The sequence below is a fragment of the Kibdelosporangium banguiense genome, assembly GCF_017876405.1.
Taxonomy (GTDB): domain Bacteria; phylum Actinomycetota; class Actinomycetes; order Mycobacteriales; family Pseudonocardiaceae; genus Kibdelosporangium; species Kibdelosporangium banguiense.
In genome coordinates this window covers 10180143-10205310 of record NZ_JAGINW010000001.1, presented here as the reverse complement: position 1 = coordinate 10205310, position 25168 = coordinate 10180143, and the positions used below count along the sequence as shown (strand labels likewise).

Here is a 25168-nt window from a genome sequence, read left to right as displayed (position 1 = left end):
ATGCCCCGGACGGGTGTCCGGGGCATCGGTGCGGTCAGTGAACGAGTTGCTTCATCACCGTCGGTCTTTGCCTGCCATCATCGTGTCCCACAGCACTTTGGAGCCGGTGTAGGTGTAGACGCCGGGCCCGCCTTGGGCGGCACAGCCCTCGCCGCGGGAGACGATGCCGATCTGGATGTGCGTCTGGGTACCGGGAACGGTGCGGAAGATCGGACCCCCGCTGTCGCCCTGACAGGAGTCCGTGCCCTCCACTCCGGCGCAGATGTCCGTGACCCTGTTGTACGCGTTGACGCCCTTTTCCGGACCGTAGGCGATCTCGCACTCGTTGTGGGACAACAACGGCACGTCCACCTGACGCAGCCGGTCAGGATAATGGGGCATCTCGGTGTCGGTGTTGCCCCAGCCGATGACAGTGGCCTTGGTGCCGGGGCGAATCAGTCCGTCAGTGCCCGGCGTCGGCTGCTGGATCGGTTTGATGCCCTCCACGATCTTGTCCAGGTAGAGGATGGCGACGTCGTAGCCCGGCTCCTTGCCGTAGCGCGAATGCGAAGAGATGGCTGTGACGTTGCGGAGTTGGCCCTGCTGGTTGTTGGACAGCACGGTGCGGCCGACGACGACCTCCAGGTCTGCCGGGTCGCCCCCGACGCAGTGCGCCGCGGTCATGACGATTGCTCTGTCGATCAGGCTGCCACCGCACGTCTGCCTCTCAAGGGCGCTCCCGGGTCCTTTTCTCAGCAGAGCGGCCATGAACGGATAGGCATCGTTGGACACCTCGGTGCCGCCTATGATCGGCGGCCGAGCATCGACGTTGGACGGTAACGGGTCGGCCTGCGCGGCCGTCGCGACGAGCGACAGCGTGACGCCCGCTGTCAGCAGTGTGGCGGCTGCTTTGCGGGCAAGCGGAAGTCGCATGAAACTCCTCGGTCGGGGGGATGCGGACACGAACGCGCAGCGGTCCGCTGTGATGCTCGTCGAGCCTCGCAGAGATCCACATCGGCAGCCACCCTCCGAAAGACGGTATGTGCCAGGCAGATCGGATCGATTGCTGCCATCGACATCTCGAATTCACCCGTGCCATCTGACCGGGTGGCAAGAACTGTGCGTTGTCCTATTTGGACAAAATTGAGCGGGGTCGCGGCCCCTGTAGGTGCCGACAATTGCGTCCGTCGAGGTCAGGCGGCGTGGTGATAGTGGTGGAGGATTCCGCCGAGTCGATCTTGTCGTCGGATGTTGAGGTGCTGCAGCGCGTGTGGTTCGGCGATGGGTGCTGGTAGTGCTCGTTGTGGTGCTGCGGCATGGAGTGCGCGGTGAGGGCGATGCTGGTTGTCGAAGTCTTCGTACTCGCGCAGTGCGTGCAGTAGGTGTGCCTGGTTGTGGATGAGGGTGCGGTCGAGGAGTTCGGTTCTGCAGGTGCGGATCCAACGTTCCATGATCGCGTTCATGCTTGGCATGCGGATGCCGGTGGTGATGGTGGTGATCCCGCTGTCGGCGAGGACGGCATCGAATGCGCTGTTGTATTTGCTGTCGCGATCTCGAATCAGATATCGCACCGCAGTGGCGCCAGCATCTTGGAGATCCATGATGAGGTTTCGGGCTTGCTGAGTGGTCCAGTCAGCGGTGGGGTGCGCGGTGGCGCCGAGGATGCGGACGCGCCGGGTGGTGTGCTCGATGACAGCGAGGATGAACGGCCTGGCTCCTGTGAGGGTTCGGGTTTCGAAGAAGTCCGCGGCGAGGATGGCGTGTGCCTGGCTGCGCAGGAAGGTGGCCCAGGTCTGCTGGGCGCGACGAGGCGCCGGATCGATGCCGTGGGTTCTGAGGATCTCCCAGACGGTGGAGGGAGCGATCTTGATGGCGAGTGTGGCCAATTCGCCGTGGATGCGCCGGTAGCCCCAGTTCGGGTTCTCGCGGGCGAGCCGGAGGACGAGGGTGGATGCTGCGGATGGTGGGTGGCCGACCGCGACGCTTCGGCCGGGATGCCCGAGCGTGGTGGCGGCGGAGGAGGTCGCGGTGCCAGCGCAGGACAGTGTCGGGCGAGACGATCAGGTGTAGTTGTCGCAGCTTGGGTCTGGGGAGGCGGTGGAGCAGAGCGGCGAGGAACGCGCGGTCGGGTGGAGTGAGGCGCGGTTTACTGATTTGTCGTTGCAGGATGGTCAGTTGGTGGCGCAGGACCAGGATCTCGATGTCTTTGTCGATGTTGCTTGTCGGCAGTAGCCGGAGGAATGCGAACACGCCGGAGAGCGCGAGGTAGGGGAGTCGCAGCACGACGGTGCATCTTGGTGCAGTGTCCACAGACGCGCTTCAAGAGCGTTGGAGATGCGCAGGTCAAGGCGCGCAGATGGGGTTCTCGGCACCCACACGGTGCTGGTTGTAGTGCCGCTCGTATTCGGTGAGTGCTTCTCGGGCGTGTGCTTCGGTGAGGATCAGAACGCGGTCGCAGAGTTCGGTGTGGAGCGTTCTGTTGACTCAGTGTGCGTTCATCCGCGGTGCCTGGGGTGCGCTGATCAGGATGTTCATCTCTTCGGCTCGGAACACGGCATCGAACGCCGAGGAGTACTTCCCGTCCCGGTCGCGAAGCAGGAACTGGAATGCGAGTAGGTAGCCCACTCCGCTCGCACCGCCGCCCAGGAGCTCGGCGGCATACGTCTGTTCGACGTACCGCCAAGCCCACCCACCGACATTTCCGATCAGCCGAGTTTCAGCTCGCCCGCGGCGACCGGCCGGCCAAGCAGGTAACCCTGGGCCTGATCGCAGTCGAGGTCCCTCAGGATCTCCAGCTGCAGCGGGTTCTCCACGCCCTCGGCCACCACGATCAGGTCCACCGCATGCGCCATCGCCACGATGCTGGTGACGATCGCCTCCGCGTCCTTGGACTGGCCGAGGCCCGCGACGAAGGACTGGTCGATCTTGAGCGTGTCCAGCGGCAGGGTCAGCAGCTGCGCCAGCGAGGAGTAGCCGGTGCCGAAGTCGTCGATCGCGAGCCGGACCCCGAGGTCACGCAACGCCGCGAGAGTGGCCGCCGCGATCTTGGGGTCACGCATCAACGCGCTTTCGGTGATCTCCAGGCATAACGTGCCCGGCGGCAGGCCGGTCGTGCGGATCGCGTCGCGCACCGCCGGGATCAGCCGGGGGTCGTCGATCTGGCGCGCGGACAGGTTCACTGTCAGGTGCAGGTCCGGGTTGTGCCGCGTTCGCAGTTCGACGATGTCGGTCGCCGCCTTGCGCAGCATGTGCGCGCCGACGATGTTGATCAGGTCGCTTTCCTCGGCGAGCGGGATGAACTCGACCGGGGAGATCGGGCCGTAGCGCGGATGTGTCCAGCGCAGCAGGCCTTCCACCGTCGTCGTGCGGTCGGTGCGCAGGTCGACGATGGGCTGATAGGCCAGCCACAGTTCGCCCTTGCGTGGCGCCTCACGCAGGTCCTGTTCCAGCTGCAGCCTGCGCTGGGTCCGCATCCGCAGATCCACGTCGAAGAACGCGTGCCGGCCGCGGCCCTGGGTCTTGGCCTCGTACATCGCCAGGTCGGCGTCACGCAGCAGGTCGTCGCCGTCGCGGGCGTCGTCCGGCCCGGCGATGACGATGCCGATGCTGACGTCGACGTGCAGGTTGCGGCCGTCGACGGCGATCGGGCGGTTGAGCTCGGTCCGGATGTGCTCCGCGAGCACCATGGCCTCATCAGACCCTGTCATCCCGTACGCGATGACCGTGAACTCGTCGCCGCCGAGCCTGCCGACGACGTCACCGCGTCGCATGCTCTTGCTCAGCCGCGCGCCGACGACCCGCAGGACCTTGTCGCCGACGCTGTGGCCTAGCGAGTCGTTGATGACCTTGAACTTGTCCAGGTCGATGAACAGGATCGCGGTCGGCCCCGACCGGTGACCACGCGCTGTCGGGCTGAGCCGGTCTATCGCGACAGTACGGTTGAACAGTCCGGTCAGCGCGTCGTGAGTGGCCTCGTGCTCCAACTGCCCGTCGAGCATCCGGCGTTCGGTGATGTCGTTGAAGGAGACGACAACCGCGGTAGGCGGGTCGTCTTCCATGTTGAGCACGCGGCAGCTCACCGACAGCCAGATGCGCGTCCCGTCCGTTCGTTCCACGCAGACGATGCGCCCGTTCTGCGGCTGCCCAGTCAGTCGGGTGTGGGCAGACGGGTAGCTGGACGGCGGGATGCGTGCGCCGGTCTCGTCGTAGAGCACGGCCATAGCGGCCGGGGCGCCAATGGCTTCCTTGGCCACGACGCCCAGGAGCCGTTCGGCCGCGGGGTTGAGCGACTCCACCAGCCCGCTCGCGCCGACGACGATGACACCTTCCTCAATGGCCGCGACCACAGTGGTGAAATGCTGTTCGGCGCGCCTGCGTGCGGTTTCGTCCGCACAGATGAGCACGTAACCGTCGTCCATACGCGCGACCGACACACGGACCGCGAGGTCACTACCGTCGATGTTGTGATGGACGGCCTGCGTCACGCCACCGGCGTCCAGGATCGCTTCCGGGTCGAGCGGTGCCCCGACCACGTCCTGGATCGGCTGCCCGATCGCCGCGGCCGCGCTGTGGCCATAAACCGCCTCCGCGGTGGGATTCCAACTGGTCACCACACCCTGGGCAGTGGTCGCGACGAGCGCGTCACTGACATGCGCGACGAGTGCGGCTTGAAAGCGCAGCGACGCCGCCGCGGCTTTCTGGGCGGTTACGTCCCGCATGATCACCTGGAACGCCGGGCGTCCCTCCCACATGGTCCGTACGGACACCGACTCGACGTCGAGCGTGCCGCCGTCGAACCGCAGCAGGACGGCCTCAGCGGGATCGCTGGTCGCGCCCGGCACGGTCAGCTCCGAGATCCGGCGCAGCATCTCGGGCGCCGAGCCGGAGTGGACGAAGTCGGTGATCGGGCGGCCGAGGATGTCGTCGGCCGAGTCGGCGCGCACGAACCGGATCGCCGCCGGGTTGGCGTACACGACCCGGCCTGCCTCGTGCACCACGATCGCCTCCGGCGCCAGGTCGACCAGCAACCGGTACCTGTCGGCGAGATCGGTCAACTCTTGCTGCTGGTGGTGCTGGATGGTCACGTCGGCCGCGATACCGACCAGCCGCCGGCGGCCGGCGTGCCGGGAGACACGCGCGCGGAACTGGATCCAGCGCGGCTTCCGGTCCGGGATGCTGCACGGTTGTTCCAGCTCGAACGCCTGCCATTCGGACGCCGTCCGCGCGGCGACGGTCAGCGGGGCGATCAGTTCGGCCAAGCGGGCCCGGACGAGCTCCTCCTGCGCGCCCGCCATACCGAGGACCTCGTCGAGGCCCGGCCGCCAGGAGATGTCGCCGGACGACACGTCGTAGCACCACACAACGGCCGCACCGACCGAAAGCGCGAGTTCCACGACCAAGTCATGGTCGAACCCGGCGTCGCCCATTAGTTCCTTCACGCTGTGGCCTCAGGCCCGATCTTGTGTCCATTCCAGGTGGAGCGACCATTGTGGAGCCTTTCCCGTCGCCCGCGCAAAGCCGAGCCGAGCCGACGTACCCCACATGATCCGTTATATCGGTGTACCCGAAACGGGTGACGATCAGGTCCCTAATGCGCCTCGGCTATAGCCTGGAACTGGGCATATACCCTTACGATAGCCATGTTGACGACGCAACGACGTCAGTCGCACCGGCCCTCGAGTCGAGAGGGAGAGCGCAAGATGACCGCTCGAGGCTTAGGCATCTGCGGGATAGGTGCGGTCAGCGGGTACGGGTGGGGCCGTGAACCGCTGTGGGACGGGCTGTTGAGCGGCAAGCCGGCCGCCACCGTGACCCCTGACCTGGGCCGCAACCCCTGCGGCGGAGTCTGGGTGGCCCGCGTGCCGGACGGCGGCGAGGAGCGGGACGGGCCGAGCCGGTTCGCCAGGGCCATGCACGCGGCCGCACGCGAGGCCATCGAGGACGCCAGCAACCGCGGCTGGCGCCCAGGACGCCGGGTGGGCCTGCTGCACGCCGTCGTGCTGGGCGAGGTGGACCTGTGGCGGGAGTTCTACACCACCCGAGGGGGCGAGCTCTCGGTGCACGAGTACCTGGCATTGATGCCGTCCACACCGATGTCCACCCTGATGCAGGAGTACGGCTTCCACGGCCCGGCCATGAACGTCTCCGCGATGTGCGCGTCTGGCAACGCGGGCCTGCTCACCGCCATGTCCTGGCTGGACGCCGGCCTCGTCGACGACGTGGTCTTCGTCGCGACCGACCTGTCGCTGACCCCGGAGAACGTGCTCCACTTCGTCCGTCTCGGCGTGGCGGTGACCGACGCCGAACCTTTACAGGCGTGCCGGCCGTTCCAGCAGGGCAGCCGCGGCTTCATCATGGGCGAGGCGTCCGTCTCGTTCGTACTGTCCAACCGCACGGGCAACCCGTACGCGCGCACGCTCGGCGGCTCCATGTCCCACGACGCCCACCACGTCACCTCAATAGACCCCGAGCTCGGCCAGATCACCGCCTGCTTCCAGGACGCGCTGGCCAACGCCGGCGTCCCCGCCTCCGCCGTGCGCTACCTCAACGCCCACGGTCCCGGCACCGCCCAGTGCGACGCCGCCGAGGCAGCCGTGCTCGACCACCTGTTCCCGTCGAACACCGACGTCTACTCCGTCAAGCCGCTGACCGGTCACTGCCAGGGCGCCGCGTCGGCCATCGAGGTCGCGGTGGCCGCGCTGGGTTACGACCGTGGACTCGTCCCGGCCCCGCCGATGGTCGCTCCCGGACATCCCCGGCTCCTCAACGGCGCCTCCCCGATCACCGACGGCATCACCATCAAGTCGTCGCTTGGCATGGGCGGCCACAACTCTGTCATCCTGCTCGCGCCGCCGTCGTAGCCAGCATCCTGAGTGCCTCCAACAGGGTGACCTGCCGCCGACCTCGGAAGGCACGGACAGCGGCAGGGAGCGGGTAGCCTGTGGCAAAGCAGCCCGGAGAAACGTTGCCATAGGGTCGGAGCCGAAGTTACGCGAGACGGTCCTCAATGGACGGATACGCTTGATCGCGGTACTCGCCGGGCCGCTGCTGGCGTTGGCGGGCTTGTTCGCTGACATCTGGCAGAGGTTTCCGGACATCTTCCCGGACAAGCCAGACGGGCACCTGGCGTTCGGGATCCTGACCGCGCTGTGCGTCGTGGGCGCGGAGTCGGAGTGCTGGCCTGCGACTTCTTCGAAACCGTCACACTTGCTGGGACTCGCCTGTACGTGCTGGCCGTGATCTAGCACGCGCAGCGCCGGATCCGCATCCTCGGTGCGACACTACATCCCACCGCGGCATGGGTGACCCAAGCGGTCCGTAACCTCGTGATGGACCTCGACGACGTCGGCCGCCGAGCACGGTTCTTGATCCGGGACAGGGACGGCAAGTTTCCGACCCTGTTCGACGGCGTTCTCGCCGACGCCGGTATCCAGGTCGTGCTCAGTGGCATCCAGATGCCCAGGATGAACTCCATCATGGAGTGGTGGGTGCAAACTTGCCGCCATGAATTGCTCGATCGCACCGTGATGTGGAATCAGCGGCACCTACTCCACGCGCTCCGCGAGTACGAGCAGTTCTACAACTCCCATCGGCCCCACCAGGGCATCGCCAATGCTCGGCCTCTCCGACCGTTGCCGCCGCCAATCGTCGGTCAGGCCCAGATCGCCCATCTTCACGTCCGCCAACACCAACGATTAGGCGGCATCCTCAACGAATACCGACATGCTGCCTGAGCAGCATGGATGACATTCTTGGCAAGCGCAGCGTCGATGGCGGAACTCCACTGGCGCGCAGGATTTTGCGGATGGTTGAGGCGGCGACTCGGTGGCCGAGGCGGCGCAGTTCGCCCTGGATACGAACCGCGCCCCGGGTCCGGTTCTCTCTCGTCAGGCGCAGGATGAACGTGGCTAGTTCATCGCTGATCGGCGGGCGGCCCGGCGGCTTGGGTTGTTGCCATCGCGTGGCGATCAGCTTGTGGTGCCGGCGCAGCAACGTTGCGGGTGTGACTATCCGGTGGCCACGTAGCGCCCTGGGAGGCATTCGGGCCGGCCCGGCCAGGACTGCGCGGCCTGGTCAGGACAGGTGAGGTCTGGGGGTTGTTGCGTCGCAGCACGGCGATCTCGTGGCGTAAGGCGAGGATCTCGGCGTCCTGTGACGCCGACGACCGAGCGAGCAGGGTAAGCCAGGACAGGACCTGGACCAAGAGCCGATAGACCAGCGGAACAGACACGACCGCCGATCATTGGACGTCGCGATCGCCCAGGTCAAACCGGATTACCGCATTCTCGAAGGGGACCTATTGCTCGCTGATGACCCATCGTTCGGAGTCGGCCGGCAGTCCCAAGTACTTTTCGAGCAGGCGGGTGACGATAGCCGCGAGCACGTCTCGTTCGGCTGCGTGGTCCGTCGGCTGTCCCAACGAGCCCCAGTCGATGGTCACGAAGCTGCCGGCCGCCCAGTCGTCGACGTACCAGTCGACGCTGCCGAAGATGTCGGTGAAGCCGAGGTCGGACAGCACCTCTTGCGGCTTGCCGCTGTGTGGGTAGGGCAGGTTGATCGAGTTGCCCCGCAGTTGCAGCCAGCGGCCGGCCGTTTCCCTGTCCTCGACCGTGATCGTGAAGTCGAAGTACTCGGCCGCGATCTCGTCGAACAGCCGGCCGATGATGTGTGGGGTGTCAAGAGCCACCGGTTCACAGTACCTGTGACAGGAACTGCCTCAGGCACGGCGACCGCGGGCCGTCGAAAACGGTTTCCGAGGTGCCCTCCTCCACGATGAGACCGCGGTCCATGAACGCTGACGGCGCTCTTCGAAAGTGGTCCTGTCGCTGATTGCGTGATCAATACCATGGAACCACTTGGGGCGCCGTTCCTGCGTCTGTGATCATGATCTGGGCGTGATCATGATTGGTTACTGTAACAAACTTGGGGCGGTATCGCGGATATCGATGGCCCCGTTGAACGATGTGGCGATTGTGCGCCCATCAGGGGTGAATGTGACGGCCGACCCTCCCGCCACTTCGGTCTGTTCAAGGGGATGGCGGGGAAGGATTTCCTTGAGGCTGTGTGTCCCACAGTCTGGGGTGCGTCAGGGTTGACTGCGGCCAGGAGGCGACCGTTCGGGCTGAAGGCCACATCCCAAGCAGGCGCGGTTTTGGTGGTGAGCACCGCGGTTTCTCGACGGGTTCTCGTGTCCCACAATCGGATGATCCCGTCGAGATCGCTGGTGGCGACGACGTGTCCGTTTGGGTGATACGTGACGTCCGTGACGGTACTCAGAGGACTGGATGTCATCGTGGGACCGGCTACGTCCCATGTCACAGTGCTTGCGTCGGAGCTGACAGCTGCCAGTCTGTTGCCGTCCGGGCTGAAGTCGAGGGACACGACGATGTCTGGCTGGCCCTTCAGCACAAGGGCCTGCTTCTTGCTCGCCAGATCCCACAAGCCCTGAGTATTCACCGCGATCTTGAGGCTGGGTGTGTCTGACAAAGGAAAAGTGCTCCTGGACTGGGAGAATGAGGGTGTCTACGCCTTATCCCCAGCTATCCCAAGGAGCACTTTTCCGGTGCAGGACATTACCTCATGGTCGGCGGATCTGGCCGTCGAGACCGGCGGCCGGGACGTGATCAACCACGCCGGCACCGCAGCGCTGCGGCTGATCGCCGACCGCACCGGCCTGACCACCGGGTTATCGCACGCACTACGTAGTCAGGCGGTGCGCCGCAGCGCAGCGGATCATCCCTACCGTGGTCGGCGGCTTCTGAGAGCGGGTGGGGCGGCTATTGGCGAAACATTCCTTGACCAGCGTGGAGTCTCGCCGTGGTCAGGAAGGGGGTGTGGTTCAGGGTAGTTGCGTGTAGTTGAGGGCGAGCAGGTAGAACCGGAATGACGCCGCGTTCCGGCCGGTCGGTGAGGGCAGGTCCAGGGCCGCGTTGATGGTTGGGGTGAAGCCGTTGCAGTCCGTCGCCTTGGGTGTGGCGAAGGATGTCTCCGTGTAGTTGGCTCCGACGATGTCCTCCCCGTTCGGGCCGAGGGGGTAGATCCGGAGCGAGCCGGCTACGGGCGTCATCGTGAACGCGATGGGTTCGTCGACGGTGCCGATATGGCAGTTCTGGCCGAGGCCGGGACCGGTCAACCGGAAGCGCAGGGATAACTCGGTGAAGGTGGTCGGAGTGAAGTGGCCGCCGTACTCCGGGGTGATCCAGACGCCGACGGGGAGCCCGGCGAGCCGCATCGGACGAGAGTCCAGTCGCCCGAAGATGAGCTGGTCCGGTGGGCCGTAGGCGACCGTGAGGCGGATCGGCTCGGTCAGCGGTTGGTCGAGTCGGCCCATTCGGATGTACCCGGCGTCGAAGACCATGTTGCCGCATGTCCACTGGGCCGGGTCGGCGTCCGGCGGCAGGGATGGACAGGCGTCGGCGACGAACGCGGGTGGGACGTCTGCGGGAGGTGGTGCCGGTTCGGGTCGGGCGGGCGTGGGTGCTGCCTGTGCCGGGAGTGATGCGGCGGCAAGGAAGCTCAGTGCGCACGCGATGCCGACGACCATGCGGCGGACTGCCTTCGTCATGAATGGCCTCACCTTCGCCGAACGACGCGAAATGCCAGACATGTCTTATATAGGGGCCGTTCGCTTCCGCGTCAACGAGCGACTCGGATCTCAGGACCGTGGGGGATTCATGGGCGATTGAAGAACAGCGTGGCGGGGGAGTCGCACAGGATGCGGTGGCGGTCTTCCTCGGCTAGCGAGCCGGTCGTCCGCCGCGACGTGCTCACCCAGCCGATGACCGACTTCCCGATCGCCTGGTCGCGGTCCTGTGCCTGTCCTGGTCGAAAACTCGGTTACCGGTTCTGGCCTGGACTTTCATGCGGCGGGTTGATACTCGTTAAGTAGTCCGCCGAGACACTGGCGGTGTCGGATCGTGTCGATCCGGGCCGGGAACGGGATCGTGTTCGGTTTGTCGTTGGGAGCGCGCAGACGCATTCCGTTGCCTTGGTGGCTGCGTCCGGTGTTGTGATGGGTGACGTAGGCGTCGAGTACGTGGTGTAGGTGGTGTTCTCCGGTGATGAGGATCCGGTCGGTGCATTCGCAAGCGCGGCGAGGGTCGCGCGATCCGGCCATGACAGGCGAGGTCTCGGGTTGTTCCGTCGCAGCACGGCGACCTCGTGGCGTAAGGCGAGTATCTCCGCGTCCTTCGACGCCGACGACCGAGCGAACAGGGCAAGCCGGGACAGCATCTGGCCAAAGGGCCGGTAGACCAGACGAACAGACACGACCGCCGATCATTGGACGTCACGATCGCCCAGGTCAAACCGGATTAGCATTCTCGACCAGGACAGGCGCCATCGACTCGGTGATCGGCGGACATGAGCGTTCGCCGCCGGTGTTCGCCTTAGCCGCTCTTCGCTTCGACGTGAATCATCCGTCGTGAGACAGTGGTATCTCGTAATGAGTTGCATCTGACCGGTAGTCGTGTACGCTGACGTCTAAGTGTTAGTCAGCTACCACTTGCCACTGAAGGCGGCGATGTCCGCACCAGCATTCCCGCTCGATCAGGCGGCTGACGCCCACGCGACCATCGAGGCCAGGACCACGGTCGGCAAGACGCTCCTTCTGCCATGACAGGTACGGAAAACGAAACAAAGGGTGGACAATGACGGAAGCACCGGAACTGCCGTTGGAGATGCGGCGCGACGGGCTCACCCCGGCCGGGGAGTTGGGCCGGGTACGGGACGAACAAGGTGTACTGCGGCAGATGGGCCCGTTCGGGCAGCCCGCCTATCTGATCCTGCGGTACGAGGACGTCCGGGCGGTGTTTTCGGACGCGGCCCGGTTCAGCAGCGCCATCTCCGAGTTCCCCGACGCGGACGGGATGAGCGAGAAGGAGCAGGCCCAGTTGCGGGCCGGGAATCTGATCGGGTTCGATCCGCCGGAGCACACGCGGTTGCGGCGGATGCTGACGCCGGAGTTCACGGTGCGGCGGATGCGCCGGCTGGAGCCGCGGATCACCGAGATCGTGGAGTCCGCATTGGACGATCTCGAGCGAGCGGGCAAACCGGCCGACCTGGTGTCGAACTTCGCACTGCCGGTGCCCTCGCTGGTGATCTGCGAACTTCTGGGCGTGCCGTATGCCGACCGGGCCGAGTTCCAGGACCGCACCGCGCGCATGCTCGACCTGTCCGCATCGGTCGAAGACCGCAACGCCGCGCGGCAGGAGGACCGGGCCTACATGACGAGCCTGGTCGCCCGGGCGCAGGCGGCCCCGGGGGAGGACATGCTGGGGATGCTGGTGCGCGAGCACGGTGACGATCTGTCCACCGATGAGCTGATCGGCATCGCGAGCCTGTTGCTGTTGGCCGGGCACGAGACCACCTCGAACATGCTCGGCCTGGGCACTTTGGCTCTGCTGCGCCACCCCGTTCAGCTGGCGATGATCCGCAACGACCCGGCACGGGTCGAGCCGGCCGTCGAAGAGTTGCTGCGCTGGCTGTCCATCGTGCCGTCGCTGATCCGCACGACCACGACGGACGTGGAGATCGCAGGGCAGACCATCCCCGCCGGCTCGCTCGTCGCCCCTTCGCCACTGGCAGCCAACCGCGACCGCGCCCTCCTCGACGACCCCGAGGCCCTCGACATCACCCGCGGCGTCGCCGGTCATGTCGCCTTCGGCCACGGGGTGCACCACTGCCTCGGGGCGCCGCTGGCGCGGATGGAGATGCGGATCGCGTTCCCTGCACTGCTGAAGCGCTTCCCCGGGCTGGCGCTGGCCGAGCCGGACACTGACATCGAGTTCCGGGTCTTCAGCGCGGTCTACGGGCTGAAGACACTGCGCGTGACCTGGTGAGAAGACGATGACAGGCCAGGGGCGGGAGTTGCGGGCCGATGCCGCCCGCAACTACGAGCGGATCGTCGACGCCGCGGTCGAAGCGTTCGAGGAGACCGGGCTGGAGACGACGCTGGAGCAGATCGCCGAGCGCGCGGACGTAAGCATGATGACGCTCTACCGCCGCTTCGGCTCGCGCGATCAGCTCGTCCGCGCGGTCTTCGACCGCGTCCTGGCCACCGAGATCGAACCCATGACCACAGCCGACACCGGCGATCGGTGGCGCGATCTCGTCGGCGCGCTCGACGCTGCCGTCGAGGTGATCGTCCGGCGGCCGACGATCCACCTTCTTGCCTTCCAATTCCAGTCCGTCGCCGCCGAAACCAGTCAGCGCTTGGTGCGCTCGCTGGAGCCTCTCCTACGCCGCGCCACGCAGATTCGTTTGAGCGTCACCGCGCAGTCCACGGGGAACAAGTCGCAGGCAAGCATGGTGGACCTGAGTACCAGAACTGGAGGCTAGCCGGGCCTGCGCGCGCCGCCCAGGAAGATCGCAACGGCGGCCTCGGCAGTTTCCTCGGGCGTCATGGATTCGCCGATGGCCAGCCAGAGGGCACGTTCCACGATCGCGGAGAACATGGCGAACAGGATGTCTTCACGCAGGTCGTCGCGCAGCACCTGCTCGCGCACACCTCGGGCGATGACCTCCCGGATCGGTCGGGCCGTGCGTTCGACGTCCGCGGGGTCGCAGTACTGGTCGGCCTGGCTGATCACGGCCGCGTACTTGGCGCCGTTGCGCAGGAACACCGCGACGATCCGGGTGATCGCCCGGTCGACGGGAAGCTCGTCGAGGTCCGCGGTCTCGAACGCCTTGGCCAGTTCCGCGATCCCGGTCTCGGCCACCCCGCGCAGCAACGCCTCCCGCGTCGGGAAATGCCGGTACAGCGTCGCCCGCCCCACGCCGGCCTCGTCCGAGATCTCCGCCAGCGCCGCGTCCGGCCGTCGGCCCAGTACGCGGGCGGCGGCGTCGAGGATCGCCGTCCGAGTCCGTTGCATCCCCGCTTCCGATTTCACCACCGGGCCATTCTAACGATCCGTAACGAGACAGCCATGTATCATGAAGGGAAGCTGACCCTGCCCTGCTCTCGGGGCGATGCCATCACGTTCAAGCCGCGGCCAGCTGCTTTGCCGTTTTATGTGTCAAGTCGTGAGCAAGGCGCTTCTGACCGTCGCATACTTGGCGAGCACGCGGCGCAAAGACGCCACGCGCTCCTCGTCAAACGCCAGCTTCTGGCGCTTCTGGACGTTCTGAGGCTTTGAAAAGTAGTACCCGGAGACTCCCTTGAGCGCTGGGTCGCTGGCAAGCGCCACCACGTTCGTCGCCGACTGTTCGACGGTGATCCCGAAGACGGCAAAAATCCCCTTGGAGATCGCCCTGATGAAACCCGGCAGCGAGCGGTTGATACCGGTATTTTTGACCAAACCCGCTGTCGCGCCGTTGATGGCGGGACCGTTCGGGTGTTCCGCGGCGTACATCTGCTCATACAGCACGCAAGCTGACTGATTCTGTCCGATCGCGCGCATGATCGTGAAATTCTTTTCAAGAGATGGGTCGTCCTCGAAAAGGCGCGGATTCTTCGGTGCCTGCGCGCTGACAAAGACCACCCGGCCATCATCAGCGTTAGAGAGCTCGGGTGTGAAAGCCTCGGTGAGGAGATAGCGGCCCAAGAACTGTGTCGCCCAGCCCTCTTCCAGGCCATCGGCGCTCACCACCCGCTTGCCGTTGCCCACCACCCCGACAGAGTGAACGAGTGCATCCAGCCGGCCGCCCAGCTGCGGTTTGAGAGTGCGGACAAACTGTTCAATCCCCGCGAACAGCGTGACGTCCAACGGCAGGAATTCCACCCCTGCGGGGCAATGAGGACGGAGCCGTGCGACGGCCGTCGCGCCCTTTTCGGCGCTCCGGCCCGCGATCCAAATCTTGTAGCCCTTCTTGCCGAGGGCTTTCGCCGCGGCCAAACCAATCCCGCTGTTGCCGCCCGTCACAATCGCGGTGCGCGGCATCTCTTTGCGTTCGCCCACGTCAAGATCTCCTCAAATTGGTTGCCGTAAGGAAATGGAATATCTCGTGTGCCGGTTCAAATCCAGCCATCAGGAGTCCGGTTTCGCATGGGGTGCTCCAAGGCCGCGTTGATCAGGATCTCCACCGGTCGCAGCCGTCCGGCCCGCGGCCTCGGCGAGCTCGGTCAACCAGATCACTCGCTAGCTGGTCAAGGGCACGGCGCCCGCCCGGCCCGGTGCCCCATCCTCCCTTCACATCGGCATGTCCCGTCGGGGTAGCTGTTAGCTAACTAACGCTTGGTCATCACGGTACATATCTAACGAGACGTTGGCGAATCTTCATGAGAGACGATTCTCTCATGAAGATTCGGGCTGGCGCGGGTCGCTCGTCTCTGAGCGGGAGGCCACGGCCTGAACCACCGAGACGTCCACGATCACCGGTCGGTGACGGCCCGTCCTCCCGATGATCCTCCGGCAAGTGTCGAAGGAGCGAACCGCGATGTTCCGGCATCGGCTCGATCTCTTTCCCGGGGCGCCGGTGCGAGGGTGAGGTTCGGGTTGTCGCATGGTGGAGGGGAAGTGGGGAATGAACACGGACGTCGTGGTGATCGGGGCGGGAGTGGTCGGCACGTCGGTCGTGCTGGAGCTGTCGCGGAGCGGGTACCGCGTGGTCGTCGTGGACAAGGCGGCCGGTGTGGGGAACGGCTCGACGAGCGCCTCGAGTGCGGTGGTGCGCTTCAACTTCTCGACCGCAGCTGGTGTTGAGTCGGCGTGGGAGTCGCGCGCGTGCTGGGAGTCCTGGCGGGAACACCTGGAACTGGCTGCCGGGCATGCTGGCCGGCCGGATCTCCGGTATCGACGTGGGGAGGTACTGGCCGCCGAAGCGGATCGACGACGATGCGTTCTGGGAGCCTGCCGTGGAAAGTCTTGGTGCGGTGTACACACCGGACGGTGGCTACGTCGACGATCCCCGGCTCGCCGCCCAGAACCTCGCGATTTCACCGTCGGGCTTCGGTCGATGCGGCAGGAGGTTCATCAGGTCACGGCGCCAAAGGCGTTGTAGGACAGGGACAGTGCGATCTGCTACGACGTGGCGTGCGGTGATGCGGCCGCCGCCGGTGTGCACACGCACGGCGTCGGCGAGGCTTTCGAGACGGATCGCCGGAGTACGGGCCTGGAACGTCACGCCCATCGCCGCGGCGAGCACACGGTGAGCGTTTCCCGCACGCCCGCAGGCACGATCGACGACCTGCGCGGCAAACCGATCGGCGCGCTCGCGGGCTCGGCCTACGTCGAATCCCTGCGAACCGCACTCGGCGCCGACCGCGTCCGCGAATACCCGTCCACCAGCGACCTGCTCGCGGACGTTCAGAACAGCAGGCTCGCCGCCGCCGTGACCGCGTCTGCCGAAGCGCGTTACCAGACCTTTCGCCAAGTCGAACACAGCCTTCGGCGCGGCCCTGAGCGCGGACATCGCGGCGATCCGGGCGGTCGGCACCGCGCAGAAGATCCCCGCGAACTGGCAGCAGGACGACTCACTCACCCCCCAACGGAAAGTAACCATGTCACCGCTCGTGCAGCTGAAGGACACCTTTTGCGACTGAGCAACCACCTACCGGCCGGTGCACGAGGATCGCGTTAGGCTCGGGTCGTGACTTCCGAGCCGATTGGTGCCCCGGAGAAGGACCGGCAAGAGCGCATCCTCGATGCGGTGCTGGGTCTGCTGTCGCGGCAAGGGATTTCCGGCGTGAGCATGCGTGCTGTGGCGCGGGAGGCCGGGGTCGCTCTGGGGCTGGTGAACTATTACTACGCGGACAAGACGAGCCTGATCAGTGCCGCGCTGCGTCGGATCGAGGAGCAGGACATCACCCTGGTCGAGCCGGATCCGTCCTTGGCTCCCGAGGATCGGCTCCGTGCCGCTCTGCGGCGGGTGGCCGATCCGGAGTTCCTGACCACGGAGTACCTGTCGCTTCGGCTTCAGCTGTGGGCGCTCGCGCAAGCCGACGAGGCCTTTGCCGACATCAACACGACGGCGCAGAAGCGCTATCGTACGGGCCTCGCTCAGCTCATCCGTGGGGCGCGGCCGGAGCTGTCCCGCCGCGACTGCAACAGACGGGCGGCCGATGTCGACGTGGTGCAGAACGGCATGTGGCTCACCGCTCTGCTGGGGCTGGATCGAGCATCATTGCAGCGGGCGGTCACTTTGTGCGAGGAGATCGCGCTGGCTCCGTAGTGCGGGCTGAACGTACGTACAAGACAGAGGATTGAACGATCGTTCAGTCTGCTCTACCATCGGTGTATGAGCCCTGTAACGGTGGATGAGGTACGCCGCATCACGTCGGGCTTCGACCCGGACCCCGCACGCTCAATGTCGCTGCGGTCGGAGGCGTATGTGGAGCCGAAGTGGCTCGACGCCGAAAACGAGGCGGTGTTCGCCCGCACGTGGCAATGGATCTGTCACGTCGAGAAGCTCGCTCAGCCCGGCAGCTACATGGCGTCGACCGTGGCCGGGATGCCAATCGCGGTCGTCCGCGACCGGGCCGGCGTGCTGCGCGGGTTCTACAACGTCTGCAAGCATCGCGCCCACGAGCTGCTCTCCGGCTCGGGGACCACACGTAACATCGTGTGCCCATATCACGCGTGGACCTACGACCTGAGCGGCGGACTGAAGGCGGCTCGCCGCGCCGATCGCATGGAGACCTTCGACAAATCACAGATCTGCCTCGACCAGGTGCGGGTCGAGGAGTTCGGCGGGTTCGTCTATGTCAATCTGGACCCGACCGCCACGCCGCTCGCGGAGCAGGCGGCCGACCTGGCCGCCGAGATCGACTTCTGGGCACCCAACGTGGCCGGGCTGACCCACGCGAAACGCCTCACTTACGACGTGGACACCAATTGGAAGAACGTCATCGACAACTTCCTCGAGTGCTATCACTGCCATATCGCGCACCGCGAGTTCGTCGACCTCGTCGACATGGACACCTACGAGGTCAAGACGCACGGCGTGTGGTCCAGCCACTTCGCCGAGGCTGGCAAGCACGAGAACACCGCCTACGACGTGTCGGCGGCGACGGTCAACCAGCACGCGGTGTGGTGGCTGTGGCCGAACACCTGCCTGCTGCGTTACCCGGGTCGCGACAACTTCATGGTGTTCCAGGTACTGCCCGCCGGCCCCGAGCGGACCCTGGAGACGTGGGACTTCTACTTCGAGACCTCCGAGTTGGAGGACGCCGAGGTCCAGTCGGTGCGCTACATCGACGAAGTGCTGCAGCAGCAGGACATCAGCCTCGTGGAGAGTGTGCAGCGCGGGATGCGAACCCCGGCCTTCGACCAGGGCCGGATCGTCTACGACCCCGCCGGATCGGGCCTGTCCGAGCACGGGGTGCACCACTTCCACGGCCTGCTCATCGAGGCTTACAAGTCCTTGGTCGGCCTGCCAGTCGATGCCGTCCCGTCGGTGAATGCCTGAACCATGGCCAAGCCCGTCATCGTCACGTGCGCACCCACCGGCGGCATCCACACACCGACGATGTCACCACACCTTCCGGTGACCCCAGCCGAGATCGCGACCGCGTCGATCGAGGCCGCCGAAGCCGGTGCGGCCATCATCCACCTGCATGCTCGCGACCCGGAGACAGGCCGGCCGGACCCCCGGCCCGAACTGTTCGCAGAGTTCATGCCGTTGATCGCCGGCGCGACCGACGCGGTCCTGAACGTCTCCACCGGTGGCGGGCTCGGCATGACACGCGAGGAACGGCTCCGCGCGGCGGTCGCGACCTCACCCGAGATGGCCTCGCTCAACGTCGGGTCGCTGAACTTCGGCATCTTCCCCATGGTCGAGAAGTACTCCCAGTGGAAGCACGACTGGGAGCCGGAGTTCCTGGAGATGACGCGCGACTTCGTCTTCAAGAACACGTTCGCCGACCTCGAGTACATCGTCAAAGAGCTGGGACACGGCCACGGGACGAGGTTCGAGTTCGAGTGCTACGACCTCGGGCACCTCTACAACCTGGCGTGGCTGATCGACCAGGGCTGGGTCGAGCCGCCGTTCTTTGTGCAGATGGTCTTCGGCGTGCTCGGCGGCGCGGGCGCGGATCTCGACAACCTCCTGCACATGCACACCGTGGCCGACAAGCTGTTCGGCGACGACTATGAGTGGTCCGTTCTCGCCGCTGGCCGCTACCAGATGCCCTTCGCGACCCAGGCCGCCATGCTTGGCGGCAACCTCCGAGTGGGCATGGAGGACAGCCTCTACATCGGACCCGGTGAGCTGGCCGCGACGAACGCCGGCCAGGTGCGCAAGATCCGCGGCATCGTCGAGTCCCTCGGTCACACGCTGGCCACGCCGACCCAGGCACGCAAGCGCCTCGCGCTCAAGGGAACCGACCATGTCACATTCTGACCCGTCCCCGGGCGGGCACGTCGCGGTACTGGGTGGCGGGCTCATCGGCCGCAGTTGGACCGCGCTGTTCCTCGCCGCCGGCAAGTCCGTCGCCGTGTACGACCCGGACCCCGCAGCCAAGGCGCGGATCAACGAAGCGATCGATGCAGCCTGGCCGGTGCTGACCGCACTCGGCCTTACCCAGACCAGCACCCCCGACGCGGACCTGGTTCTCTGCGACGACCCACGCGCCGCGATCGAGGGGGCCGAGTTCGTCCAGGAAAGCATTCCGGAACGACTCGACCTCAAACACGGGCTCTATGCCGCCATCGAGCCCGTCCTCGGCCGAACCGCCGTGGTCGCCTCCTCCGCGTCGGGCCTGACGCTCAGCGAACTACAACGCGGATGGCGGCAGCCCGAGCGCTTCGTGCTCGGGCACCCGTTCAACCCGCCCCACCTGATACCGCTGGTCGAGGTGATGGGCAACGAACGTACCGGTCCTGGTGTCGTCGACCTGGCCCGTCGGTTCTACGAATCGGTCGGCAAGGTGACGATCGAGGTCAAACGCGAGGTACCCGGACATGTCGCCAACCGCCTCCAGGCCGCCCTCTGGCGCGAAGCCATCCACCTGGTCAACGAAGGCGTGGCAACCGTGAACGACATCGACACCGCCATCTCCTCCGGCCCCGGACTGCGCTGGGCCGTCATGGGTCCCACCCTCCTGTTCCACCTCGGCGGCGACGAAGGCGGCCTCACCACGTTCTGCGATCGATACGCGGACAGCTTCAACCGCTGGTGGGACGACCTCGGCCGGCCACACCTGGACACCGCTACCGCGCAGCGACTCGTCGAAGGCCTGTCACCCATCACAACACGCGACGACATCAACAACCTCGCCGCCAAGCGAGACGCCCTCCTCACTGCCGTGATCACAGCCACGCACAACAAGTGCGGCCAGAACTCGCAGACATGATCACGGTGTCTCTCCCGCAGTTCGGCGTAGAGCGCGTACGGATCCCCTGCCCACCAACGACAGCAGAGTGGTCATGAGGTCGCTCGCGATTCCGGTCGTTGACTGGTCATTCATGGTGACTTCACCGGACATTGAAGGGCCTCTTTTCGTTGAGAAGCTCACTGCACGATCCGTTGGAGTAAACGACGGCCGAGGATACGGACGTAGCGGGTAGCGGCCTCCATCACGAAGAACACGTAGATCCGCTTGATCGTCACCGCGCAGTCGACGTGGGAGAAATCGCCGGCCAACATGGTGGACGCCTGGTACGCAGGAATCTGCGCCAGGACGTGTCGGTGTCCCGGTGAGGTGCTGGTGGTCTCCACAGGCGTCTGAGCACCCGGCGGATGGTCGAGGCACTGACCCGGTGACCAAGCTCAAGCAGCTCACCCTGGATCCTGCGGTAACCCCACCGCGGGTTCTCTCAAAACCATCTGTTCGATCAGCGCGGCAACAGTCGGGTCAAGCGACGGGCGGCCAGGCCGGTTCGGGTAGGTCCATTTCCTGGCCACCAGGCGTCGATGCCACTGCAGCAGTGTCGCCGGTGTGACCAGTCGGTGTCGGCGCAGCATGGCGGGCAATCGCCGTGCCAGGGTGGCAAGTACTGGACGAGCAACCCAGTCCGATCGCGGACGAGGGTTTCCGCGCCGCAGCACCGCGACTTCATGCCGCAACACCAGCAACCCCGCGTCCTTCGACGCCGCCGAGCAGGATCAGCCAACCAGAGAGCCGAACGAAGATCAGATACAGCAGTCGCAACTACACCTCACGATCATGCCCTGGTGTCGAAGACCCCGCTGGCGCGCAGGATTTTGCGGATGGTGGAGGCGGCGACTCGGTGGCCGAGGCGGCGCAGTTCGACCTGGATACGAACCGCGCCCCGGGTCCGGTTCTCTCTCGCCAGGCGCAGGATGAGTGTGATCAGTTCACTGCCGATCAGACACGAACGCCGATCATCAGACGTCACGATCGCCCAGGTCAAACCGGATAGCCGCATTCTCGACCAGGACAGGCCTCTACATCACCCATTTCAGCTCCGATAACAAGATCCGGCGCAACCGATTCTTCAATGTCAGCGGCCAAGGCGTCAAGCTCCGTGACCGCAGCAACGGCAACGAGTTCAGCGGCAACACCTTCGAGCAGAGCGGATGGTGGGCCTACTACCTCGACGAGTTCTGTGACATGACGTGCGTGCGGGGCCCAGGGAACGGCAAGCCGCGGGAATGCGCGTCCTACGCCAATCGATTCGTCGACAACCGGCTGGTTTCCGACCACTGGAACGGCAAGACCAAGGAATGGCAACTGGAACCGCCCGGCCAGCTCAACGCCGGTGAGGCGGGCTGCGCCATCCCGGCCGGCGAACAACGCGTGCACGTCTCCGGCAACACCAAGGGATAGTTGACTGAACGGGCGCCTCAGCGAAATCGCTGAGGCGCCCGTGTCATTCCGGGATTCAGAGCTCAGGGCGCAAGTAGTAGCTCTGGTTGGTCTTCGGCACGACGCCGCACCGCCACTGGATGACCACCCCGCCGTTGTCCTGGCTGAAGCCGGAGACGTCCAGGCATTTGCCGCTGTGCGCGGCTCGCAGTTCGGTCACCAGGTCCAGGCCGACACCGTCGACGTAGTTGAGGCGGAACTGCTGATTGGCCTTGGGCACGCCGGCGTTGCCGCACGGGAACTGCTGTACTGCGGCCTTGTCCTGGTGCGACCAGCCCGCGATGTCCACGCACATACCGGACACCGCGTTCTCAACGGTGTAGTACGGGCTGGCGCCGATCCGCTTCACCACGAACGTCTGGTTTTTCGCCGTGGTCACGCAGTCCGACTGTTGCAGGGGAACGGCCTGCTGCTTCACTTTGTCGGCCGGCACTTCGAGGCACTTGTCACTGTGTTGGGCCACCAACCGGTACTTCCAGCCGGTTTCGACATACACCTCGGGCCGGGCGTCCCCGATCCGGCCAGTCCAATCGACGCGCTTGTTGCCAAACGCGCTTCCAGTCGACACGTAGGTGTGCAGGGCGCGCTGCCCATCACCGGCGTCGTACAGGGCGGCGATGTCGGTTTTGCCATCGCCGGTGAAATCACCCGCGGTGAGTACGGCCCGGGCGATCTCGAAGCTGTGTTCCTCGCCGCTGCTCCACCACGTCTTCTGGGTCCAGGATCCGCCGGGCGAGCTGAACGTGATCATCTGCACGCTGGCATCGCCGTTGTCGTACACCGCTACGACTTCGTCCTTGCCGGCCGCGTCACCGTCCACATTGCCCACCAGGAACCGGGCCCGCTCCCGGTCGAACATGCTCAGCCCGCTGTCCCACTGCTGCACCGGAGCAGCGAACTGGCCCTTGTTCGACGTGTGCAACCACAGCTTGGTCTGATCGTCCGGATAGCCACGGAACACGGCGACGTCGTCATCACCGTCACCGTCGAAGTCCCCGGACACCGGGCTGAAATCCCGGACATCGGCCTTGCCCGCGCCGCTGTCCCACTGCAGCACGGGCTCGCCGAACTGGCCCTTGTTCGACGTGTGCATCCAGAGTTTGGTCTGCGCGCCGGCGTATCCCTGGAACACACCGATATCGTCGTCGCCGTCACCATCGAAGTCGCCAGCCACCACGTAGGCCGTGGACAGGCGGTACTTGTTGTCGCCGGTCCACGCCGGGCCGCTGCCGGCCAGGATCTGGGTGCCGTCCGAGTTCAGCAGGTACAGCCCCACCTTCTGACCCGGATCCTCCCGGAAGATCGCCACGTCCGACCGTCCGTCGCCGTTGAAGTCACCGCGCGCCGACCGAATGGTAGTGGCGGGAAAGCCGCCGTTGATCCCGGTGTCCCAAGCGATATAGCCGCCAGCGAATCCGCCGTCGCGGGACAGGAAGTTCCACACGGCAGTGCGCCCATAGCCCTGGTCGAACACCTGCGTCACGTCGGCACGCCGATCGCCGTTGGTGTCGCCGCGCACTGGCTTTGTTGACACGGCACGGCTCTTCGCGTTGACCTCCCACGCTGGCGCCGAGGAGCTCATGTTGTCGGCACGATCCACCGTGCGGACATACAGCCGCTGCAGAATGCCGGACGTGCCGCCAGGCTGATCGGGCCACAACGTGATCGGCACAGTGGCCTTGCCCTGTTGATCGGCAGCTACTCGCAGCGGTGTCTCCGGACTGAATCCGTAGGCGAACCCGGCGATGTCGTCGCCCGTCGCGGCGAAGGCCACCGAACCGGTCTCACCGACCCATCGAACCGCAACCCCATCAGGAAAATCGGTGGAGCTGACGGTGGGACTGTTCGGTGACACCACGTCGACCGTGAAGTAGCACGTCTCGGTGTACGGACCGAACGTGCCGGTCGGGTCGACCAACCGCGACCGGTAGGCGAACACCGTGCCTGGCTGGTCCTCCGGTAGCACACCAGCGGGCAGTTCGGGCCAGCTGAACGCCGTGCCTGAGCCAACCGTGGCGCCGGTCAGCGTGGTCAGCACCGTGTCCCCGCGCAGGATCTCCAGTTGCCCGGACACGTTGCTGCCGTCCGGGTCGCTGGCCACCGCGGAGAAACTCGGTGTCGAGGTGTTCAGCGCGGTGGGCGCTGCCGCCGTGCCGCACGGTTTGGGTGGCACTGTGGAGAAGCTGGTCGGGACGCGTGGTTTGGTGTTGTACTCGACCAACAGGTGTGCGGTGGCGGGGAAGAACTTCTTCCACTGGGCTTCGGTGAGCTCGTTCTGCGCCCGCAGACCGAAGGTGATGGTCTCGTCGCCACGGTCGGCCGCGCCTTGGACCGCGTTGAACAACGCGGATGAACTGAATGACATGGGCAGGTCCGGTTGGATCTTGCCGCAGCCGCCGGCGTCGTTCGCGTTGCCCTTGCCGGTCCACAGCTGCTTCAACCAGTGCCCTGGAACGCTGTTGTTCCACGTCAGCTTCTTGGCCGGATCGATGTCGCGGGTCTGCCACAGCTCGACCGGGCTCGGCTTGCACGACGCGGAGTGATCCAGCGTCATGGTGACGTAGGCCTTCTGCACGGTCGTCCCGATCAGCTGCGCGGTGTTCATCTGGAACAGCGACCGGAATCGGGATTCGCCTTTGTACTCCTGCCAGCCGACGCGGAAGGCCTTCCGGTAGTAGTCGTCATCCCAGTACGAGGTGTCTTTCGCTTTCTCGTTCACCAACGTGTAGCGGTATTGCTTGGCGTCGAACGAGGTACCCAACGACATCGGATACTCGTTCGGCCGCTCCCACCGCGCCAGTTGCCCGCCGGTGAACACCGTCTCGCCCTTCTCGTCCACAATGGCCGTACGGTCCGCGTCCGACCGCACAGTCAGCCCGCGAGCGCTGGTGCCGAACTGGAATCCACGCAACACGGGGTTGGCCGCCGCCTGGGCGTCGTGGACGACCAGTTCCGGGGCGAATCCCGCGGCGCTCACGTGCACTCGCAGATCGACTCCAGGCAGCACCTGCGCGTAGGTGGCGGTGTCGCCGGCCAGGCCTGGCGTGGGCAGCACGCCGGGCCACGACAACGACATTTCCTTGCCCTGTAGGGAAGCGGTCACCAACGGCCCGGTGCCGCCGCCGGACAACTTCAGGCCGACCACGGTGGCCTTGGGCGCTACCACGCCGTCGGATCCGCGAACCAGCGTGGTATCCACCGGAACCCACCCGTTGTCCTTACGAGCCCGCACGGGCAGCAGGTACTGCTCCAGCGTTCTTGTTCCGGACGGGTTCACGAAGACACGCGCTGTCTCCGTGCGCTGCCCGGTCACTTCGACCTGCTTGCCCGTGTTCCGCGCGATGGCGGCCGCGGCCACCTCATTCGCCGCTTCGGTCACCACCACGGGACCGGCCTGCGCGCTTCGGACTGAAGGTAAACAAGCCATCCCCGCGGCGGCCACCGCTAAGACGACGGCGGCCGCCCCTCTGGACTTCAGCATGT

The 25168-nt window shown here is 65.7% G+C and carries 26 protein-coding genes and 1 pseudogene; 12 read left to right on the top strand and 15 right to left on the bottom strand.

The features are described 5' to 3' along the window. Positions 1-54 precede the first annotated feature (54 nt). The 4 genes from JOF56_RS45990 to JOF56_RS45975 all read right to left on the bottom strand — a co-directional run bounded on the left by JOF56_RS45990 (position 55) and on the right by JOF56_RS45975 (position 5417). On the bottom strand, positions 55-912 hold the full coding sequence (locus JOF56_RS45990; RefSeq protein ID WP_209645814.1) for a S1 family peptidase: 858 nt from the start codon (positions 910-912) through the stop codon (positions 55-57). Positions 913-1172: 260 nt separating this feature from the next. Then, positions 1173-1865, bottom strand: coding sequence for an integrase core domain-containing protein (locus tag JOF56_RS45985; RefSeq protein ID WP_245378680.1), 693 nt, complete (start codon positions 1863-1865; stop codon positions 1173-1175). A gap of 598 nt (positions 1866-2463) precedes the next feature. After that, positions 2464-2604, bottom strand: coding sequence for a hypothetical protein (locus JOF56_RS45980; RefSeq protein ID WP_209645813.1), 141 nt, complete (start codon positions 2602-2604; stop codon positions 2464-2466). 80 nt (positions 2605-2684) lie between these two features. Beyond that, complete coding sequence (locus JOF56_RS45975; RefSeq protein WP_307855564.1) at positions 2685-5417, bottom strand: sensor domain-containing protein; 2733 nt, start codon at positions 5415-5417, stop codon at positions 2685-2687. Between the two features lie 261 nt (positions 5418-5678). On the opposite strand from JOF56_RS45975, the gene JOF56_RS45970 reads away from it, so the two are divergent. The 3 genes from JOF56_RS45970 to JOF56_RS45960 all read left to right on the top strand — a co-directional run bounded on the left by JOF56_RS45970 (position 5679) and on the right by JOF56_RS45960 (position 7712). Beyond that, a complete protein-coding gene (locus JOF56_RS45970; RefSeq protein ID WP_209645812.1) occupies positions 5679-6839 on the top strand; it encodes a beta-ketoacyl synthase N-terminal-like domain-containing protein in 1161 nt (386 codons plus the stop codon). A 160-nt stretch (positions 6840-6999) separates the two neighbouring features. After that, positions 7000-7218 (top strand): hypothetical protein, encoded by a 219-nt coding sequence (locus JOF56_RS45965; RefSeq protein WP_209645811.1) that lies wholly within the window; start codon positions 7000-7002, stop codon positions 7216-7218. Between the two features lie 89 nt (positions 7219-7307). Next, positions 7308-7712, top strand: coding sequence for an integrase core domain-containing protein (locus JOF56_RS45960; RefSeq protein WP_245378679.1), 405 nt, complete (start codon positions 7308-7310; stop codon positions 7710-7712). 179 nt (positions 7713-7891) lie between these two features. On the opposite strand, the gene JOF56_RS45955 is transcribed toward JOF56_RS45960, so the two are convergent. The 5 genes from JOF56_RS45955 to JOF56_RS45935 form a co-directional block, all read right to left on the bottom strand. Then, complete coding sequence (locus tag JOF56_RS45955) at positions 7892-8209, bottom strand: hypothetical protein (protein WP_209645810.1); 318 nt, start codon at positions 8207-8209, stop codon at positions 7892-7894. 66 nt (positions 8210-8275) lie between these two features. Continuing rightward, a complete protein-coding gene (locus JOF56_RS45950; RefSeq protein WP_209645809.1) occupies positions 8276-8665 on the bottom strand; it encodes a hypothetical protein in 390 nt (129 codons plus the stop codon). A gap of 212 nt (positions 8666-8877) precedes the next feature. Then, a complete protein-coding gene (locus tag JOF56_RS60930; RefSeq protein ID WP_372448404.1) occupies positions 8878-9387 on the bottom strand; it encodes a WD40 repeat domain-containing protein in 510 nt (169 codons plus the stop codon). Positions 9388-9817: 430 nt separating this feature from the next. Further along, complete coding sequence (locus JOF56_RS45940) at positions 9818-10543, bottom strand: hypothetical protein (protein WP_209645807.1); 726 nt, start codon at positions 10541-10543, stop codon at positions 9818-9820. A 294-nt stretch (positions 10544-10837) separates the two neighbouring features. Further along, the gene (locus JOF56_RS45935) at positions 10838-11095 is read right to left on the bottom strand and encodes a transposase (protein WP_209645806.1); all 258 of its coding nucleotides are present in this window, start codon (positions 11093-11095) and stop codon (positions 10838-10840) included. Between the two features lie 532 nt (positions 11096-11627). On the opposite strand from JOF56_RS45935, the gene JOF56_RS45930 reads away from it, so the two are divergent. Further along, positions 11628-12818, top strand: coding sequence for a cytochrome P450 (locus JOF56_RS45930; protein WP_209645805.1), 1191 nt, complete (start codon positions 11628-11630; stop codon positions 12816-12818). 7 nt (positions 12819-12825) lie between these two features. Then, on the top strand, positions 12826-13317 hold the full coding sequence (locus JOF56_RS45925; RefSeq protein WP_209645804.1) for a TetR/AcrR family transcriptional regulator: 492 nt from the start codon (positions 12826-12828) through the stop codon (positions 13315-13317). On the opposite strand, the gene JOF56_RS45920 is transcribed toward JOF56_RS45925, so the two are convergent. Both JOF56_RS45920 and JOF56_RS45915 read right to left on the bottom strand, forming a co-directional pair. Beyond that, positions 13314-13871, bottom strand: a complete 558-nt coding sequence (locus JOF56_RS45920) for a TetR/AcrR family transcriptional regulator (RefSeq protein ID WP_307855563.1) — start codon at positions 13869-13871, stop codon at positions 13314-13316. The two genes, JOF56_RS45925 and JOF56_RS45920, sit on opposite strands and share 4 nt — an antisense overlap. Positions 13872-13994: 123 nt before the next feature. Next, entirely contained in the window at positions 13995-14876 is an 882-nt protein-coding gene (locus JOF56_RS45915; protein ID WP_209645803.1) for an SDR family NAD(P)-dependent oxidoreductase, read from the bottom strand. A gap of 544 nt (positions 14877-15420) precedes the next feature. Between JOF56_RS45915 and JOF56_RS45910 the strand changes: the two genes are divergently transcribed. Continuing rightward, positions 15421-15918 (top strand): FAD-dependent oxidoreductase, encoded by a 498-nt coding sequence (locus tag JOF56_RS45910; RefSeq protein ID WP_307855562.1) that lies wholly within the window; start codon positions 15421-15423, stop codon positions 15916-15918. Here JOF56_RS45910 and JOF56_RS58860 read toward each other — a convergent pair. After that, positions 15811-16398, bottom strand: a complete 588-nt coding sequence (locus tag JOF56_RS58860; RefSeq protein WP_245381310.1) for a hypothetical protein — start codon at positions 16396-16398, stop codon at positions 15811-15813. The two genes, JOF56_RS45910 and JOF56_RS58860, sit on opposite strands and share 108 nt — an antisense overlap. Before the next feature lie 108 nt (positions 16399-16506). On the opposite strand from JOF56_RS58860, the gene JOF56_RS60460 reads away from it, so the two are divergent. The 4 genes from JOF56_RS60460 (at position 16507) to JOF56_RS45885 (ending at position 20209) form a co-directional block, all read left to right on the top strand. Next, entirely contained in the window at positions 16507-17088 is a 582-nt protein-coding gene (locus JOF56_RS60460; RefSeq protein WP_209645801.1) for a TetR/AcrR family transcriptional regulator, read from the top strand. 66 nt (positions 17089-17154) lie between these two features. After that, positions 17155-18324: an aromatic ring-hydroxylating oxygenase subunit alpha gene (locus JOF56_RS45895; RefSeq protein WP_209645800.1), complete on the top strand. Its 1170-nt coding sequence runs from the start codon at positions 17155-17157 to the stop codon at positions 18322-18324. 3 nt (positions 18325-18327) lie between these two features. Continuing rightward, complete coding sequence (gene kce / locus JOF56_RS45890; RefSeq protein ID WP_209645799.1) at positions 18328-19257, top strand: 3,5-dioxohexanoate:acetyl-CoA acetone transferase; 930 nt, start codon at positions 18328-18330, stop codon at positions 19255-19257. Then, positions 19244-20209 carry a 3-hydroxyacyl-CoA dehydrogenase NAD-binding domain-containing protein gene (locus tag JOF56_RS45885; RefSeq protein ID WP_209645798.1) on the top strand — a complete coding sequence of 322 codons (966 nt, stop codon included), beginning with the start codon at positions 19244-19246 and terminating at the stop codon, positions 20207-20209. The genes kce and JOF56_RS45885 overlap by 14 nt, the downstream gene beginning before the upstream one ends. A 158-nt stretch (positions 20210-20367) precedes the next feature. Here the strand turns inward: JOF56_RS45885 and JOF56_RS58855 are convergent, their stop codons facing one another. Continuing rightward, entirely contained in the window at positions 20368-20574 is a 207-nt protein-coding gene (locus JOF56_RS58855; protein ID WP_245378677.1) for a hypothetical protein, read from the bottom strand. A 446-nt stretch (positions 20575-21020) separates the two neighbouring features. Further along, on the bottom strand, positions 21021-21215 hold the full coding sequence (locus JOF56_RS45875) for a hypothetical protein (protein ID WP_209645797.1): 195 nt from the start codon (positions 21213-21215) through the stop codon (positions 21021-21023). Positions 21216-21235: 20 nt separating this feature from the next. Here JOF56_RS45875 and JOF56_RS60925 point away from each other — a divergent pair. Together JOF56_RS60925 and JOF56_RS58850 are read left to right on the top strand one after the other, a co-directional pair. Beyond that, positions 21236-21385 (top strand): annotated as a pseudogene (locus JOF56_RS60925) (right-handed parallel beta-helix repeat-containing protein); the annotation flags it as partial. Positions 21386-21439: 54 nt separating this feature from the next. Beyond that, entirely contained in the window at positions 21440-21646 is a 207-nt protein-coding gene (locus JOF56_RS58850; RefSeq protein ID WP_245378676.1) for a hypothetical protein, read from the top strand. 55 nt (positions 21647-21701) lie between these two features. On the opposite strand, the gene JOF56_RS45865 is transcribed toward JOF56_RS58850, so the two are convergent. Next, positions 21702-25166 carry an RICIN domain-containing protein gene (locus JOF56_RS45865; RefSeq protein ID WP_209645796.1) on the bottom strand — a complete coding sequence of 1155 codons (3465 nt, stop codon included), beginning with the start codon at positions 25164-25166 and terminating at the stop codon, positions 21702-21704. Positions 25167-25168 lie beyond the last annotated feature (2 nt).